Annotated in this window: 12 protein-coding genes; all 12 read left to right on the top strand. The window is 38.5% G+C overall.

Going from position 1 to position 15,197, the window contains the following annotated elements; genetic code table 11:
- The first annotated feature begins 17 nt into the window (after positions 1-17).
- The 12 genes from ACGLXV_RS20550 (at position 18) to yfmH (ending at position 15,169) form a co-directional block, all read left to right on the top strand.
- Positions 18-1,685, top strand: a complete 1,668-nt coding sequence (locus tag ACGLXV_RS20550; protein ID WP_391560135.1) for a ribonuclease J — start codon at positions 18-20, stop codon at positions 1,683-1,685.
- Between the two features lie 118 nt (positions 1,686-1,803).
- A complete protein-coding gene (locus ACGLXV_RS20545; protein WP_391560134.1) occupies positions 1,804-2,559 on the top strand; it encodes a ClpP family protease in 756 nt (251 codons plus the stop codon).
- Positions 2,556-2,768, top strand: a complete 213-nt coding sequence (locus ACGLXV_RS20540) for a YlzJ-like family protein (protein WP_119707593.1) — start codon at positions 2,556-2,558, stop codon at positions 2,766-2,768. The genes ACGLXV_RS20545 and ACGLXV_RS20540 overlap by 4 nt, the downstream gene beginning before the upstream one ends.
- A 151-nt stretch (positions 2,769-2,919) precedes the next feature.
- Positions 2,920-5,259, top strand: a complete 2,340-nt coding sequence (locus ACGLXV_RS20535; RefSeq protein ID WP_391560133.1) for a DNA translocase FtsK — start codon at positions 2,920-2,922, stop codon at positions 5,257-5,259.
- Positions 5,260-5,504: 245 nt separating this feature from the next.
- The gene (locus tag ACGLXV_RS20530; RefSeq protein ID WP_119707595.1) at positions 5,505-6,230 is read left to right on the top strand and encodes a GntR family transcriptional regulator; all 726 of its coding nucleotides are present in this window, start codon (positions 5,505-5,507) and stop codon (positions 6,228-6,230) included.
- Between the two features lie 89 nt (positions 6,231-6,319).
- Positions 6,320-7,432, top strand: coding sequence for a BMP family lipoprotein (locus ACGLXV_RS20525; RefSeq protein WP_119707596.1), 1,113 nt, complete (start codon positions 6,320-6,322; stop codon positions 7,430-7,432).
- A 252-nt stretch (positions 7,433-7,684) separates the two neighbouring features.
- Positions 7,685-9,220 carry an ABC transporter ATP-binding protein gene (locus tag ACGLXV_RS20520; protein WP_391560132.1) on the top strand — a complete coding sequence of 512 codons (1,536 nt, stop codon included), beginning with the start codon at positions 7,685-7,687 and terminating at the stop codon, positions 9,218-9,220.
- Positions 9,213-10,259: an ABC transporter permease gene (locus ACGLXV_RS20515; protein WP_119707598.1), complete on the top strand. Its 1,047-nt coding sequence runs from the start codon at positions 9,213-9,215 to the stop codon at positions 10,257-10,259. Before ACGLXV_RS20520 ends, ACGLXV_RS20515 begins: the two co-directional genes overlap by 8 nt.
- A complete protein-coding gene (locus ACGLXV_RS20510) occupies positions 10,260-11,219 on the top strand; it encodes an ABC transporter permease (RefSeq protein WP_119707599.1) in 960 nt (319 codons plus the stop codon).
- 143 nt (positions 11,220-11,362) lie between these two features.
- Entirely contained in the window at positions 11,363-12,448 is a 1,086-nt protein-coding gene (locus tag ACGLXV_RS20505) for a GGDEF domain-containing protein (RefSeq protein ID WP_391560131.1), read from the top strand.
- A gap of 154 nt (positions 12,449-12,602) precedes the next feature.
- Positions 12,603-13,880 (top strand): EF-P 5-aminopentanol modification-associated protein YfmF, encoded by a 1,278-nt coding sequence (gene yfmF, locus ACGLXV_RS20500; RefSeq protein ID WP_391560130.1) that lies wholly within the window; start codon positions 12,603-12,605, stop codon positions 13,878-13,880.
- Entirely contained in the window at positions 13,880-15,169 is a 1,290-nt protein-coding gene (gene yfmH / locus ACGLXV_RS20495) for an EF-P 5-aminopentanol modification-associated protein YfmH (RefSeq protein WP_119707602.1), read from the top strand. Before yfmF ends, yfmH begins: the two co-directional genes overlap by 1 nt.
- Positions 15,170-15,197 lie beyond the last annotated feature (28 nt).

The following is a 15,197-nucleotide window of genomic DNA, read 5'->3' as shown; positions in this document are numbered from 1 at the left end:
CATAGGAGGATTCTACTTTGAATAAGAGAAAGAATGAAAGTATTAAGCTTGTGGCTCTGGGGGGAGTCGGGGAATTCGGGAAAAACATGTATGTTATTGACGTGGACGGTGATTTATTTGTTTTAGACGCAGGGTTAATGTTTCCTGAAAATGAAATGCTAGGAATTGATATTGTTATTCCAGATATTACATATTTAATTCAAAACAAAGATCGAGTGAAAGCTATTTTTCTAACGCATGGACATGAGGATCATATTGGGGCATTATCTTATACATTAAGAGAGTTACATGTTCCTGTATATGGAACGAAGCTGACGCTTGCACTTGCAAAAGCAAAATTGGACGAGCAGGAATACAAAGGAAAAACGGATTTCCGGATCATTACTTCAGAATCTGTTGTAAATTTTGATACGTGTAAAGTGTCTTTCTTCAAAACAAATCATAGCATCCCTGACTCTGTCGGTATCAGTGTTCATACATCTGAAGGTGCAATTGTATATACAGGCGATTTTAAATTTGACCAGGCAGCGACTGAACTTTATAAACCTGAAATTGGAAAAATGGCGCAAATTGGGGAAGAAGGGGTTTTATGCTTACTATCTGATAGCACGGAAGCCGAAAAGCCTGGCTATACACCTTCTGAATCAATTGTTGTAAGGGAAATGTCTGATGCTTTTTATAATGCAAAAGGAAGAATTATCGCAGCAACATTTGCATCTGACATAAATCGAATTCAGCATGTGTTTGATGCAGCATATGAAAGCAGAAGAAAGATTGCTGTAGTAGGAAAAAGCCTGGAGAAGATTTTTCACATTGCCTTGGATTTACAGTACTTGCAAGTTCACGATGAGCTAATCATTCCAATTGAAGAAATTGATAATTATGCTGACGATGAGATTGTAGTGTTAACAACTGGAACACAAGGTGAACCGATTGAAGCCCTTCAAAAAATGGCAAAACAAATTCACCGACAAGTAAATATCAAAAAAGGCGACACGGTTCTTATTGCTGCCTCTCCTCTCAGAGGGAGTGAAGTGTTTATTTATAAAACCATTGATATGTTGTACCGTGCAGGAGCACATGTGATCTCCGGAAAGAGAATCGTGAATACCTCTAGCCATGGTAGCCAAGAAGAGCTGAAGTTTATGATCAACTTAATGAAACCTAAACTGTTTATTCCTGTTCATGGGGAATATCGAATGCTAAAGGCTCATAGCAAGGTGGCTGCCCAATGTGGGATTACAACGGATCGTATTTTCATTCCAGAAAGAGGAGAGGTATTAGAAATTAAAAATGAGCGTTTTAAACCCGCTGGAAAAGTACCTGCCGGCAATGTGCTTATCGATGGCAGTGGTGTAGGAGATGTCGGTAACATCGTCCTAAGGGATCGCCGTTTATTATCTCAGGATGGAATTTTAATCGTTGTTGTCACGCTAAGCAGAGCAGAAAAGAAAATCACTGCTGGTCCAGAAATAATCTCACGTGGCTTTGTTTATGTAAGAGAGTCAGAAAAGCTAATGGAAGAATCCACACAGCTGGTAAGAAGTATTGTAGAAAGAAACACAACTAGAGAATCATTTGATTGGGGAACGATGAAGCAAAGCATGAGAGATGAATTAAATCAATTTTTATATGACAAAACAAAACGTCGACCAATGATTCTCCCAATTATTATGGAAATATAAGATTAAAAAGCTCACGAAAAAGTTTTTTTTCGTGAGCTTTTTTCAAATTTCCATTTCTCGCATGAAAAACCATCATGGGTTTCATACTAACGATATCATGTCTGAAGGGAGATTTGGTATGGAACCAATTAAATATAATAAACCGGATGATGGAGGGGGAAACGAACAAGAAACCCCAAAGGAAGAAAAATCATCTAGCTTAATCGAAAAAATCCAACAGCTAGGACAAACGAATGTCCCACAGTTAGCACAGGATTCAAAAATACACTGCTTAACGATTGTCGGTCAGATTGAAGGTCATATGACCCTCCCTCCGCAAAACAAAACGACGAAATACGAACATCTCATTCCACAACTCGTAGCAATTGAGCAAAACCCGAAGATTGAGGGGTTGCTTGTGGTCCTCAATACGGTAGGTGGAGATGTGGAAGCAGGGCTGGCAATCTCTGAGATGCTTGCCTCTCTGTCTAAGCCAACGGTGTCCATTGTGTTAGGTGGTGGCCACTCAATTGGAGTACCAATCGCGGTATCTTGTGATTACTCATATATTGCAGAGACAGCAACGATGACGATTCATCCGATCCGTTTGACCGGTTTATTTATCGGTGTGCCTCAAACCTTTGAGTATTTAGATAAGATGCAGGATCGAGTGGTTACTTTTGTAACAAAGCACTCTAAGATAACAGAAGAGAAGTTTAAAGAATTAATGTTTGAAAAAGGAAACCTCACAAGAGATATCGGTACTAATGTAGTGGGTACGGATGCTGTAAAATACGGCTTAATCGATGAAGTTGGCGGAATTGGCCAAGCAATGAAGAAGTTAAATGAACTGATTGCGATTACCAGTGAAGGAACAGAGGGGATGGTTCAATGATCCTTTATACACTCACCCCACCAGAAATGATTTATCCGAATGACAATCCGGAAGTTACTCAACAGAAAATGTATGATCTTGATGGGATTCCTTTATTAGTTGAATCTGACGCTGAAGGTGTTTATCGAGTGGTTCGTGTGATGAGTAGCGACCCGGCTCATTTTTTAGATGAAAGATGTACACCAGGAGCAAAAATATCTTTCTTGTAAAGCGTGTCTTCAGGATGGATATATTATGCTATAATATAGTTGTATCAGGTAGGCAGCCAACTGAGGCTGCTTTTCTTGTCTTTATCAAAGGGTTTAGTACATATAACAAACGACTAAGATAGTAGTAACAATTCAACAGTAAGGTGATAAAATGGCAAAGAAAAAAAGACGACAAACAAGAAGTAAGGATGGTTTTAAGCGAACGGTTAAATTCGAACTCATTGGACTCATACTAATTGCATTAGCTACTATATCTATTGCCAGACTTGGTGCGGTTGGACATGCTGTTGTAATGTTCTTTCGCTTCTTTTCAGGCGAATGGTATATGGTGAATTTAATTAGTTTGGCTGTCATCGGTGCGTATTTTATGTGGAAACGTGAAATTCCATCCTTTTTCCAGAGTAAATTGATTGGAATGTATTTTATTGTTTCTGCCCTATTACTTCTGAGCCATGTTACATTGTTTGAACTTCTTGCAAATGATGGTAGAACAGAAAGCCCAAGTGTAATAAAAAATACTTTCGAGCTTTATTGGATGGAAGTTAGAGGTGAAACGAGTACAACCGACTTAGGCGGGGGAATGATTGGTGCACTGTTATTTGCCATGTCCTATTATTTGTTTGCTGAGGCAGGAACAAAAATTATTGCTGCTCTATTTTTTGTTATTGGCTTCATTTTGCTCACAGGTAGAACATTGGGTGAGCCGCTAGGAAAAGCCATTATTTCATTTGGTCAGTTTCTTAAGAATCAGCTTCATGCTTTTGGCGATGATATGAAAACTTGGAGAAAAGAGCGTTCGGAAAAAACCAAGAAAAAGAAAGAAGAAAAACGAAAAGAAGTAGAAAAAAAGGAACAAGAAGAGAGAGTCATTCCTATTTCTAGTGCAATGACACCGCCAGAAGAAGAAAGAGTTATTGAACCTATTATTTCTAGCTTCACAGAGAGAGCCTATACTGAACCACCTGTGGAACAATCGGCAAAAAAAGGGAAAGTGCAGTCACAAACGGAAGAGGAAAGTGTTCCGCCGATTACCTTTACGGAAGTTGAAAATAAAGATTATGAGCTACCGCCGATTCATTTGTTAAAAGCACCTCGTCATACGGATCAAAGTGGTGAGTATGAGCTAATACATGCAAATGCAGCAAAGCTTGAACGAACGTTCTTAAGTTTTGGAGTAAAAGCAAAAGTAACACAAGTTCATCTAGGTCCAGCGGTTACAAAGTATGAAGTTCATCCAGATGTAGGTGTGAAAGTAAGTAAAATTGTTAATTTAAGTGATGATTTAGCACTTGCCTTAGCGGCTAAGGATATCCGAATGGAAGCACCCATCCCAGGAAAATCGGCAATTGGAATTGAGGTACCTAATTCTGAGGTTGCTATGGTATCGCTGCGTGAAGTATTAGAGTCAAAGAATAATGATCGACCAGAATCAAAGCTTATGATTGGACTTGGCCGTGATATTACGGGCGAAGCAGTTTTAGCTGAATTAAACAAAATGCCTCACTTACTTGTTGCTGGTGCAACTGGTAGCGGTAAGAGTGTATGTATTAATGGAATTATTACGAGTATCTTAATGAGAGCCAAGCCTCATGAAGTGAAATTAATGATGATCGACCCGAAGATGGTTGAGCTGAATGTTTATAATGGAGTCCCACATCTATTAGCACCTGTTGTGACAGATCCAAAGAAGGCTTCACAGGCATTAAAAAAGGTAGTTAGTGAGATGGAAAGAAGATATGAGCTCTTTTCCCATACAGGAACACGTAATATTGAAGGATATAATGATTATATTCGCAGAATCAATATGGAGGAAGATTCGAAGCAACCGCTTCTTCCGTATATTGTTGTTATTGTGGACGAGCTTGCTGATTTAATGATGGTGGCTTCTTCTGATGTGGAGGATGCTATTACAAGATTAGCTCAAATGGCTCGTGCGGCTGGTATTCACTTAATTATTGCTACTCAGCGCCCATCGGTTGATGTTATTACAGGTGTTATTAAAGCAAATATTCCGTCAAGAATTGCTTTTGCCGTATCCTCTCAAATCGACTCGCGGACAATTTTGGATTCCGGAGGAGCTGAAAAACTGCTTGGTCGTGGGGATATGCTATTTATGCCAGTAGGTGCATCAAAACCTATTCGCGTACAGGGAGCATTTTTATCGGATGAAGAAGTAGAAGAAGTAGTCGATTTTGTTATTGGTCAACAAAAGGCACAGTATCAACAGGAAATGATTCCAGATGATATACCTGAGCATACCTCTGAAGTGGATGATGATTTATATGGTGACGCTGTTGATCTTATTCTTGAAATGCAAACGGCTTCCGTCTCAATGCTACAGCGTAGATTTCGTATAGGTTATTCTCGTGCAGCACGTCTTATTGATGAAATGGAGCTAAGAGGAGTTGTTGGACCATACGAAGGAAGTAAACCGCGTACAGTGTTAATGGCGAAACCTGCTGAAGATGCCTCAGTAGGAAAAATAGACTAGGAATGGCGATTTATATCGCCTTTCTAATTAGAACATATTGGAAACGTTTTCACTATGTTTAGTGTGGCATAATTTATCGTAGAGTACTGTAAGGGCAACGTGTAAAATAAGTTAACACGTTTTTTCGACAAAATTTCTAAACTCTATTTATTTATACCTAAAAAAGTGTTATAGTATTTTCGATTAGTAGGAATGATTGAACATCAGAGGTCTGATGTCTTTAGAAATGGTTGGAGGATGCTTGCATGTCTATTAAGTCAGATAACCGACATTTGTATTTACAGGTCATCGATCGGCTAAAAAAGGATATTGAGTCGGGGATATACAAAGAGAAAGAAAAGCTCCCGTCTGAATTTGACCTTGCTAAGCAGCTCGGTGTGAGCAGGGCGACGCTTCGAGAAGCTCTGAGAATTCTTGAAGAGGAAAACGTCATCATTCGCCGTCATGGAGTAGGGACGTTTGTCCATGCTAAGCCTCTATTTACGTCGGGAATTGAACAACTAAATAGTGTAACGAACATGATTGTTCAAGCAGGTATGAAACCAGGTACCATTTTCTTGAGCTCATCAACTCAAGGAGCTACCGAAGAGGACATCCGTCGTTTCTCATGTTCTGTAGATGACGAAATTGTGGTAATGGAGAGAGTTCGTACAGCCAATGGAGAACCTGTTGTATATTGTATCGACAAAGTTCCCAACAAAATTCTGCCTGAGACCTTTTCACATGGAGAAGAATCCATCTTCAACATACTAGAAGAGGAAGCAAATCGAAATATTACATACGCAGTGGCTCAAATCGAACCGATCGGTTATCACGAAAAAGTTTCTCCCATCTTAGAATGTGATCCTGAAACTGCTTTGCTTGTTTTAAAGCAAATGCATTTTGACGAAATGGATGAACCAATCCTTTTTTCGGTAAACTACTTTAGAGCCGATAAATTTAGTTTTCATGTACTTAGAAAAAGAATATAATGTTCTTAAAAGAGAATGAAGCTAATGTTTCATCGGATTGCTAAGCGTTCTTGCTAAATCCAACAAAAATTCATAGGGGGTTTCAAACCATGAAAAAGCGTAAATTCGGTTTAGCTCTATCATTGGTTCTTGCTGCTGGAACAATTTTAGGTGCATGTGGAAAAGCAGAAGAAGAAAACAATGCAGCTGAAGGTGGCAACACAGAAACAACAGAAGACGCATTCACAGTAGCAATGGTTACTGACGTAGGTGGAGTGGATGACAAGTCATTCAACCAATCTGCATGGGAAGGTCTTCAAGCATATGGTGAAGAAGTGGGCCTTGAAAAAGGTAAAGATGGTTTTGATTACCTGCAATCACAATCAGATGCTGATTATTCTACAAACTTAAACACTCTTGCTCGTCAAGATTTTGATCTAGTATTTGGTATTGGTTTCCTTATGGAAGGTGCAATTAAAGAAATCGCTGCACAACAAAAAGAAAGCAACTTTGCAATCGTTGATGCTCTTGTTGAAGAGCCAAATGTTGTAAGCATTATGTTTAAAGAGCAAGAAGCAGCTTTCTTAGCTGGTGTAGCTGCTGCAAAAGCAACTACTTCTAATAAAATCGGTTTCCTTGGTGGAATGGAAATTCCTGTTATCGAGCGTTTCGAAACTGGATTTAAAGCTGGTGTTGCGGCTGTAAACCCTGATATCACAGTTGACGTACAATATGCTGGTGCATTCGACAAAGCGGAAGTTGGTCAAACAATTGCTTCTAGCATGTACTCTAAAGGTATTGATGTAATCTTCCATGCTGCTGGTGGAACTGGTAATGGTCTATTCAAAGAAGCTCGTGACCTTAAGAAGAAAGAGCCTGAAAGACAAGTTTGGGCAATCGGTGTTGACTCTGACCAAACAGCTGAGGGTGTAGTAGAAATCGATGGCAAAGAGCATAACGTAATCATTACTTCTGCGCTTAAGCGTGTTGACAACGCAGTTAAAGACCTTTCTTTAAAAGCTAAAGGTGGAGACTTCCCTGGTGGAGAAACAATCACTTACGGTTTAGCTGAAGATGGTGTTGGTCTAGCTCCAATTAATGAAGAAGTAGCTGCTAAAGCTGACATTGAAACAGCTGTTGCTGATTTCTCTGAGAAAATTAAGAACGGTGATCTAGTGATCCCATCTACTTTAGAAGAGTTAAAATCTTTCTCTGTACAATAATGTTTGGACAAAGGAATAAGAGGATCTTTCCTACCTCTTATTCCTTTTTTAAGGAAAAAAGTAGAAATGGAACTGAAGGGTAGAAATGCTTCTACGTTTCATTTGCATTTTTATTATTAGGGGAATTTACCCAAAAAATAATAGGTCATACTACATGCTTGGGATACCAAGTTTTTTAAAAATTGCTAAAGGTCTGACCTCTTACTTTTACGAATAATTTGCTTAAACTATGAGCAAGGAGTGAGAAGAGAAATGGAATATGTTATTGAAATGCTAGGTATCCGTAAAGAATTCCCAGGAATCGTCGCCAACGATAATATTACTTTGCAACTAAAGCAAGGGGAAATTCATGCATTGCTTGGTGAAAACGGTGCAGGAAAATCAACATTAATGAATGTGCTGTTTGGTTTATATCAGCCAGAACAAGGGGAGATTCGTGTTCGAGGCAAAGCGGTGAAAATTACGAATCCTAATATTGCTAATGATTTAGGAATTGGAATGGTTCATCAGCATTTTATGTTAGTAGACAAGTTTACGGTAACAGAAAACATTATCCTTGGTAAGGAAACAAAATCAGGTTTAAAAATCGATTTGAAAAAGGCTGAGCAAGAAGTTAGAGAAATCTCCGAGCGCTATGGGCTAGCAGTTGATCCCCAAGCAAAAATCGCTGATATTTCTGTTGGAATGCAACAAAGAGTAGAAATATTGAAAACGCTCTATAGAGGCGCCGAAATCTTGATTTTTGATGAGCCAACAGCTGTTTTGACTCCACAGGAAATCAAAGAACTTATACAAATTATGAAAACGCTTATTAAAGAGGGCAAGTCAATCATTCTAATTACTCATAAGCTTAAAGAAATCATGGAAGTATGTGACCGTTGTACCGTTATCCGTAAGGGTGTTGGGATTGGAACAGTAAATGTGAGTGAAACAAATCCTAATGAACTTGCAAGCTTGATGGTTGGACGTGAAGTTACCTTTAAAACAGAGAAGGCAGATGCAAAGCCTGCTCAAAAAGTTCTAGAGATAAATGGTTTGGTAGTGAAAGATTCCAGGGGATTAACAGCTGTAAATAACCTGAACCTTGATGTTAAGGCAGGAGAAATCCTTGGTATCGCTGGTGTTGATGGGAATGGTCAAACGGAGTTAATTGAAGCGATTTCTGGATTGCGTAAATCAGAAAGTGGTTCAATCCAGTTGAATGGGAAAGAGATTCGAAATCTTTCACCTCGTAAAATTACGGAGGCTGGTACAGGGCATATTCCGCAGGACCGTCATAAGCACGGACTTGTTTTAGATTTTCCTATTGGGGAAAACATGGTGCTGCAAACATACTATAAATCACCATTTTCGAAAGCTGGTGTTTTAAACTTTAAACAAATCTATCAAAAAGCAAAATCACTTATTCAAGAGTTTGATGTTCGTACACCAAGTGAATTCACTCTTGCACGAGCATTATCTGGGGGAAACCAACAAAAGGCGATCATCGGTCGTGAAGTGGATCGGAATCCGGACTTGCTTATCGCAGCTCAGCCAACACGTGGGCTTGACGTTGGGGCCATTGAGTTTATCCATAAGCGACTAATTGAACAGCGAGACAATGGAAAAGCCGTATTATTGCTTTCCTTTGAACTAGATGAAATTCTTAATGTTAGTGACCGAATCGCGGTTATTTATGAAGGGGAAATCGTTGCTATTGTAAATCCAAAGGAAACAACGGAACAGGAACTTGGATTATTAATGGCTGGTTCCAAACAGAAGGAAGTAGGTGAACAAACAAATGTCTAATCGTGTAAAAAATATTATTGTTCCTATCATGGCTGTAATATTAGGGATGTTAGTAGGAACCATTATTATGATTGTGACAGGTTACGATGCAGTAGCTGCCTTTACAGCCCTTTGGAACGGTGCATTTGGTGAGATTTATTATACTGGAGAAGTAATTCGACAGGTCACTCCTCTTATTTTAGCCGGGTTATCCGTCGCATTTGCCTTCCGTACAGGTCTTTTCAATATTGGAGTTGAGGGACAGTTAATTGTAGGCTGGTTGGCAGCTGTTTGGGTTGGGGTAGCGTTTGATCTTCCTGCTGTTATTCATACACTCGTTGCAGTTATTGCAGCAGGAGTTGCAGGTGCACTTTGGGCATTTATTCCAGGCCTTTTAAAAGCAAAATTTCGTGTACACGAAGTAATCGTAACGATCATGTTAAATTATACTGCACTTCATGTTACAAACTATATTATCCGTACGGTTCTATCTGAAAAAAGCGATCGTACGGAAATGATTAAGGAAACAGCAACTTTACGATCTTCTTTCTTAGAAGGATTAACCGATTATTCACGTTTGCATTGGGGAATTGTAATTGCATTAATAGGTGTATTTATTATGTGGTTCCTACTTGAAAAGACAACTCGTGGATACGAATTACGTTCAGTTGGATTCAACCAGCATGCTTCTCACTACGCTGGTATGAATGTTGATAAAAATATTATTCTTTCTATGGTTATCTCAGGTGCTTTTGCTGGACTAGCAGGAGCTATGGAAGGTCTAGGAACATTTGGTTATGCATCCATTAAAGGTGGTTTCACTGGAGTTGGATTTGATGGAATTGCCGTTGCTCTTCTTGGTGGAAATGGACCTATCGGTGTCATTCTAGCAGCATTACTTTTCGGAGCATTAAAAGTTGGGGCTTTAAACATGCCACTTGAGGCGGGAGTTCCAAATGAGCTTGTTGATATTATTATTGCTTTAATTGTCTTCTTTGTTGCAGCAAGTTATATGATTCGTCTGTTTATTGATCGTATTAGTAAAAAGGGGGTGAAGTAAGTGGGATTAATGGATATTTTATATATCGTAATACCTTCTACATTACTTTGGGCAGCACCACTTATTTTCACTGCGTTAGGCGGTAACTTTTCAGAGCGTTCAGGTATCGTTAACATTGGACTTGAAGGTTTAATGGTAATTGGTGCATTTACCGCTATCGTATTTAATCTTGCCTTTGACCAGACACTTGGTAACTTAACTCCTTGGATTGCGTTATTAGCGGCAATGGTTGTTGGTGGCTTGTTATCGGTTTTACATGCTGTTGCATCGATTACATTCCGAGCTGACCAGACCGTTTCTGGGGTGGCAATCAACCTATTGGCAGTTGGTGCAGCACTTTTCCTTGTTAAGCTTTTTTACGGAAAAGGTCAAACCGACATCATTCAAAAGGGCTTTAGTAAAATAGATATTCCTGTCTTAAGTGATATCCCTGTTTTAGGAAAACTATTCTTTTCCAATACGTACTACACCTCTTTTGTGGCAATCGTTGTTGCGTTTATCGCATGGTTTGTCATGTTTAAAACACCGTTCGGTCTTCGCCTTCGCGCTGTAGGTGAGCATCCAATGGCAGCAGATACGATGGGGATTAACGTGACAAAAATGAGATATATTGGTGTTATCATCTCCGGAGCACTAGGAGGTATTGGTGGAGGAGTATATGCTCAGTCCATTTCATCTGACTTCAGTCACGCGACGATCTCCGGACAAGGGTTTATGGCGCTTGCGGCATTAATTTTTGGTAAATGGCATCCGCTTGGAGCAATGGGCGCAGCGTTATTCTTCGGATTCGCACAAAGCTTAAGTATCATTGGCTCAAGCTTGCCATTATTAGAAAATATCCCGAGTGTATACTTGTTAATTGCACCATACATCTTAACAATCCTAGCATTAACAGGATTCATCGGAAGAGCAGAAGGACCAAAAGCACTCGGAACACCATATATTAAAGGAAATAGATAAATCTCCGTTCTTACGGAGATTTTTTTTGTTTTCGCTATTCTACTAACTTTTGTTAAATTTTCGAACATTTGTATAATTTTAATGTTCAGTCTACAAGAATATGGTAAAATAGGGGTAATCCATTCGATAGAAGAGGTTTGAATATGAGGTTGTCATTATACTTAGACGATTATGAGACGGAAAAGATTTTTTCTTACTTACGTTGGATTTTTTTAGTTGTAGCTGTAGTATTATTTTATTCGCCATTTTTTTCAGAACTACTAGAGCTCGAACATCGTACATTCCCTATATTGCTTACCATTTCGATTACATACATGTTTTGTACTCAAGTTGCATTTTTAAAACTTGAACCTCAAAATCCATATTTTCATTTATTAACAAAAGCAGGTATTATCTTTGACTACATTGCTGTGATTTGGCTCCTAGCCTTGTCTGGTGGAGTAACGAGTCCGTTATTTTCTATATTTTATTTGATCATCATGCACGCGACCATCTATTGGCACACAAAAGGGGCATTTATTTCATCAGCTAGTGCTACCATAGGGTATACGATTATTTTGTTAACGGAACAAGATATAACGCCGCTTATTCTGACCGTTTTTGCTCTTAATGTCGCATTTATTTGGATAGTTGGTTTATTTGGCTCAATGCTAGTTTTACGTGAAAGAAAACACTTGAAACAAAAGGAAATTTATTATGAGCTAATGATTACCGATTACTTAACGGGTTTATATAATCACCGTAGTTTTCAGGAAGAAATGAAAAACCAGAAAAAAGAGAAGGAACCGTTTATATTATTGATGTCAGATATTGATCATTTTAAAAGAATCAATGACCGTTATGGCCATATAGCTGGAGACGAAGTTCTAGCGGGAATTGGAAAACTTTTCAAAGAGTGTTCGAATCAAGCTGGTGGAGAGGCTTTCCGCTATGGTGGAGAGGAGTTTGCTATTATTCTACCAAATCTTAGTGATCATGATATGAATGAATTTTTTACAGATATCTATGGAAAGATGAATGCATTGACTTTTAATAGCTGTATGAGCAATATAACTATGAGCTTTGGTGTTGCATATTCTGAGCATCATCGTGAGGATGAAGATTTACTCGCAATTGCAGATTGCCTCTTGTATGAAGCCAAGAAAAAAGGGAAAAACCAGGCGATATTTGATACGGGATTTGCCTACCGAAACACCTATCCCCCTCACCAAATTTCTTCACTGATTTAAACCTCCAAGTACTGGAGGTTTTTTGTATATTTTATCCTTCTATACCAAAAGTTGATAACGGTTTGTCCAAAAGGGTATAGTATATCTAAATACATTCCGTATCATAAGATGGGAAAGCTATTTACGAGCACATGATGTAAAGGAGGATGGAATTATGGCAGTGGTTTCCGAAACGATTAAAGAAATGAGCGGTATCAAGTTACATATGGTGAAAACAGATAAATTCAAGACAAATACCATTATTTTTAAAATGAAGGCACCTTTACAAAAAGAGAACGTAACGAAACGTGCATTGCTACCAAATGTACTTCAAAGTAATTCGAAAAAATTCCCTACTACTGGACAGCTTCGTGGGTATTTGGATGAACTGTATGGAGCGACTTTTTATATTGATTTAGGAAAAAAAGGTGAATATCATACAATAAGTTTTGCGATGGAAGTAGCCAATGAGCGCTTCCTTTCTGATCCTACTCCACTCTTAAAAACGGCAATTGATTTTCTTGTAGAAGTTTTAACCAATCCAAATGTGGAAGACGGTGAATTCCATAAGGAAACGTTAGATAAGGAAAAGCGCAGCTTAAAGCAAAGAATTCAATCCATCTATGATGATAAAATGAAGTATTCCAACAATCGGTTAATTGAAGAAATGTGTAAGGAGGAACCGTACTCCCTGCATGTTCATGGAAAAGAATCTGAAGTCGATTCCATTAGTGGTAAAGATCTTTATGATTATTACAAAAAAGCATTAGCTGAAGATGAACTTAGTTTATATATTATCGGTGATATAGAAGAACAAGAAGTAGAACAAATGGTGAATGAAAAATTTACTTTCTCATCAAGAGCTCCCCAAGCTGTGGAGAAAAAACAGCCAGCGCAGGTGGAGGAAAAAGTCATTAAGGAAGAACAAGATGTTAAGCAAGGGAAATTAAATATTGGGTACCGAACAAATGTAACATACGGAGATCCAGATTACTTTGCCCTTCAAGTATTTAATGGTGTGTACGGTGGGTTTTCACATTCCAAGTTATTTATTAATGTGCGTGAGAAAGCGAGTCTTGCTTACTATGCTGCGAGTCGGGTGGAAAGTCATAAAGGATTACTGATGGTAATGTCCGGAATTGATAATAGCAATTTTGAAAAAGCAGTTTCAATCATTAAAGAACAAATGCAAGCCATGAAAAATGGAGACTTTTCAGATGATGATTTGAGTCAAACGAAGGCAGTGATTAAAAATCAACTACTTGAAACGCTTGATACAGCACGTGGAATTGTTGAAATTCTTTATCATAATGTAGTTGCAGGACAACAAATTCAGCTAGACGAATGGTTACAGCGAATCGAGACTGTGACGAAGGAAGAGGTCGTAAAGGTTGCTAATAAAATCCAACTCGATACGATTTATTTCTTAACGGGAACGGGGGCGACGAAGTAATGGAGAAGATCTCATTTGATCAGCTTCAAGAGGAACTTTACCACGAGAAGCTAGATAATGGTTTAGAGGTATACATTCTTCCGAAAAAAGGGTTTAACAAAACCTATGCGACTTTTACGACCAAATATGGATCCATTGATAACCACTTTGTACCTGCAGGTAAAACAGAGCTTGTAAAGGTTCCGGATGGCATTGCCCACTTTTTAGAGCACAAGCTTTTTGAGAAAGAAGATGGCGATGTGTTCCAGCAATTTAGTCGTCAAGGGGCATCAGCGAATGCCTTTACATCTTTTACAAGAACAGCATATCTTTTTTCTAGTACGTCAGACGTAGAGAAAAATCTAGAAACATTAATCGATTTTGTCCAGTATCCTTATTTCTCTGAAAAAACTGTTGAAAAAGAAAAAGGTATTATTGGTCAAGAAATTGATATGTATGATGATAATCCGGACTGGCGCTTATATTTTGGTGCGATTCAAAACCTATTTGAAAATCACCCAGTGAAGATTGACATCGCAGGGACAAAAGAATCAATTGCTGATATCACAAAGGATATGTTGTATGAGTGCTATCATACCTTCTATCACCCAAGCAATATGCTGTTGTTTGTTATTGGTCCTGTTCAGGTTGAGGAAATCATGAAGCAGATTAAAGATAACCAGCTGAAGAAGACATTCCCTACACAAGTAGAAATTGAGCGTAAATTTGAAAGTGAAAAGGAAGATGTATCCGAAAAGAAATTAGTCCTGCCTATGAATGTGCATTCTTCTAAATGCTTAGTTAGTATAAAAGCTACTGACACAGAAAAACAAGGCGAGGAAATGCTTAAACAGGAACTAACAACAAATGTGTTGCTGGAATTGTTGTTTGGTAGAAGTAGTGAAAATTATGATAAGCTGTACAGCAGTGGACTTATTGATGAATCCTTCTCTTTTGATTATACGCAAGAGAAAGGATTTGGCTTTGCAATGATCGGCGGGGACACAAATAATCCTGATCAACTAGCTGATGAAATACAAAGAATGTTAGAAGAAGAAAAAAGCTCAAGTAAAATTACGGTAGAGAGCTTAGAGCGTACGAAGAAGAAAAAAATTGGTGCGTTTCTCCGTGCCGTTAATTCACCAGAGTATATCGCCAATCAATTTACACGATATGCATTTAACGATATGAATTTATTTGACGTTGTACCTGTATTAGAAGCGATTAAAATTGAGGATATACACCAAGTAGCTAACAACTTAATTTCTGAAAATCGAATGGCCATTTGCCAAGTAGTGCCAAAAAGCTAATTAAAGTGAGGCGTCGTTTATCGGCGCC

Source organism: Robertmurraya sp., assembly GCF_036676585.1.
In the GTDB taxonomy this organism is placed as follows: Bacteria; Bacillota; Bacilli; order Bacillales; family Cytobacillaceae; genus Robertmurraya_A.
This window is presented reverse-complemented; position numbering and strand designations above follow the sequence as displayed.